Annotated in this window: 3 protein-coding genes; 2 read left to right on the top strand and 1 reads right to left on the bottom strand. The window is 40.8% G+C overall.

The window, feature by feature from the left end; all coding sequences use genetic code 11:
* The first annotated feature begins 360 nt into the window (after positions 1 to 360).
* Positions 361 to 903 (top strand): GNAT family N-acetyltransferase, encoded by a 543-nt coding sequence (locus BO222_RS05870; RefSeq protein ID WP_075819231.1) that lies wholly within the window; start codon positions 361 to 363, stop codon positions 901 to 903.
* 279 nt (positions 904 to 1,182) lie between these two features.
* Here BO222_RS05870 and BO222_RS13950 read toward each other — a convergent pair whose 3' ends face one another.
* Positions 1,183 to 1,380 (bottom strand): hypothetical protein, encoded by a 198-nt coding sequence (locus BO222_RS13950; RefSeq protein WP_075819229.1) that lies wholly within the window; start codon positions 1,378 to 1,380, stop codon positions 1,183 to 1,185.
* Positions 1,381 to 1,399: 19 nt separating this feature from the next.
* Here BO222_RS13950 and BO222_RS13945 point away from each other — a divergent pair, with 19 nt between their 5' ends.
* Positions 1,400 to 1,885 carry a hypothetical protein gene (locus BO222_RS13945; protein ID WP_075819227.1) on the top strand — a complete coding sequence of 162 codons (486 nt, stop codon included), beginning with the start codon at positions 1,400 to 1,402 and terminating at the stop codon, positions 1,883 to 1,885.
* Positions 1,886 to 2,485: the final 600 nt, after the last annotated feature.

Raw genomic sequence — 2,485 nt, 5'->3', positions numbered from 1 at the left:
AAACCTCTTCTCGTAATCAGTTTTGAATTGCACCTCTCTATCAAGACAAACGCAGCCTCGCAAATGGGCAGACACTGATGAAATCAGGCTGAAACTAACTTATTCGAGTATTCGGAGAAGTCTTGAACTGGAGGAATAAGGCTTTGGTAGGCGGACATTCAGGGAAGCCGCAAGGAGAATGACGATAACCTTGGTTCAAAACGTCACCATTATCTTAAATAAAGAAAATGAGAGCAACTCAGCCATGAGCCAGGCGGCGATTTCATTGAACTAACCCCCATGGGGGTTAGTTCAATGAAACACCACTTGTTGGAGACTCATTGGTTTCTGATTACTCTCATACAATACGAGGAGAAAACTATGGAACATGAAAACATTGAACTTGTCCCATGCAGTCAGGAAGATATCGATACTCTTGTTGATCTGGCCAGAAAGACCTACTATGAAACTTTCAAGGTCAGAAACAAACCGGAAGAGATGGATCAGTATCTGGATGATGCTTTTGATCCGGAAACTTTGCTTGAGGAAATGGATAATCCGGAATCTCTGTTCTATTTCCTGAAAGTTGACGGAAAAACAGCAGGATACCTGAAGCTCAATACAGGAAACGCGCAGACAGAGTTGCAGGATCCGGAGCTTATGGAGATCCAAAGAATTTATATTGATCCTGACTTTCAGGATTCCGGTCTTGGACCGCTGATGATCACTCAGGCAATCAGGATCGCCAGGAACGACAACAAAAAGGGGATCTGGCTTGGTGTCTGGGAGAAAAATGACAAAGCCATGGCTTTCTATGAAAAGTATGGCTTTGAAAAGTTTGGTTCACATGACTTCATGATGGGTGATGATAAACAGCTCGATTATATGATGATCAAAGATCTGGCGAAAAAGTCAGAAGAATAGGCAGATCTTTTTCCATCATCATTCAATAAATAGGCCGCTGAGCTCAAAAAGCCCAGCGGTCTCATTAATTATCCGTATTTATTATCGGATTCCAGATGAATTATGATTCTGCTGGAATCACAATGATACCTTCGCCCTCGTCATTAATTTCAATCACTTCATCTGCAGCAGGCTGATAGTTCGGATTGCTGAGAATGGCGTCTTTGAGAGTGTTTTTGAGTTTATCACAGCAGGGTTTGAATGAAACATAGGTAATACCACCGCCTACTAATCCTCCAATCAGCGGAATGGCTTTTTAAAGAAGCCAGCAAACACTTCCTTGGTCATTTTGACATTGAACCATTTCGAAATACTTTTTACAATCGGGTAAATCGTTCCTTTGGTCAGCGCTTTTTTCATCAGCTGTTTTTCGACTCCGGTTCCTAGCGTAGTGGCAACACTCTTAAGCATTTTATTGGCGTTGGCAACACCGAACATTACCCCAAAGCAGATGATTATGAAAAAAGAATTTACGCAAAAGCAGGTAAAAGAATTAATCGACCTGTTCGAGAAGCTACATAAACAGCTTTGTTCAAACATTCAGGAAATTGACAGCCATAAGCATAATTCTGTAAATATTTGTCACAGGCTGGTCAGCAACGAGTTTGTCAGTCTTATGGAAGAAGACTTGATTGGCTGTATTCAAAGAACTCAAATATCTGGTGAAAATAAATACTGGAATACTTTTCTTCAGTTTTATCAGACTCAACAACATATTCCAATTCGGGAAAGACTGAATGAAATGCTGAAAACAATTTCCACTCAGATTATGGCTGCTGAAGATCTGGTGAAGCTTAAGGATGAGTCTTTTCTATGGACTCTTCATCGCTTGCAGTGGCAGAAGAATAAAAACCAGGCCTGCCTTGATCTTGAACATAATGCCGATCAGCTGATCGATCTCGAACAGAAGCTTAAGAATGAACTCAACCTGATCGAAACATAGGATATGAGGATATCCGGGAAGGTGAATCTCAGATTCTAAAGGATTCCAGGCAGTACTTTGATTCCGTAATGAAGATCTCTGAATTCAAAACAAATACTAAAAAATTAGTTTGAGTGATTCTGGGCAACTGGTAAAACTGGCTGATCAGGTAAGAGAAATTCTTACTGCTCAAACAGAAGCGAAGAAGGAAATCAAGAATATCAGTCCCGACTGATTCAGCTGGACTCAATGAGAAGTGCTAATCTGCGTGAGCAGGGTTTTCAGATCACCGAATCGTTGAATAACAACGGCGAACTGAACAGGATAGCTGAATTCGAGTCATTTATTCTGGACGCTGTCCGATTCAGAGAAATAGGTCAGCCATATTCACAGTTTATCTCAGAGGTCGAAACGGTTGATAAAGAATTGGTCGAACTTTGAAATTTTATCGACAGAGCCGAAGACATGTTTTTTTTCAGTGAGGAGAAGAAAATCAATGTCATTAAGTTAAGCAGATAGAAGCGCGAATTGCTCCGCACTTCATCGTGGTGTTCAGAATCTACCAGAAATTTTTATCTGGAATCAGCCATTTTTCGGCTTCAAGCCTCACGAATACGATAA

It is taken from the genome of Ileibacterium valens, assembly GCF_001945525.1.
Lineage (GTDB): Bacteria > Bacillota_I > Bacilli_A > Erysipelotrichales > Erysipelotrichaceae > Ileibacterium > Ileibacterium valens.
The sequence above is the reverse complement of the archived record's forward strand: the minus strand, read 5'-3'. Positions and strand labels throughout refer to the sequence as shown.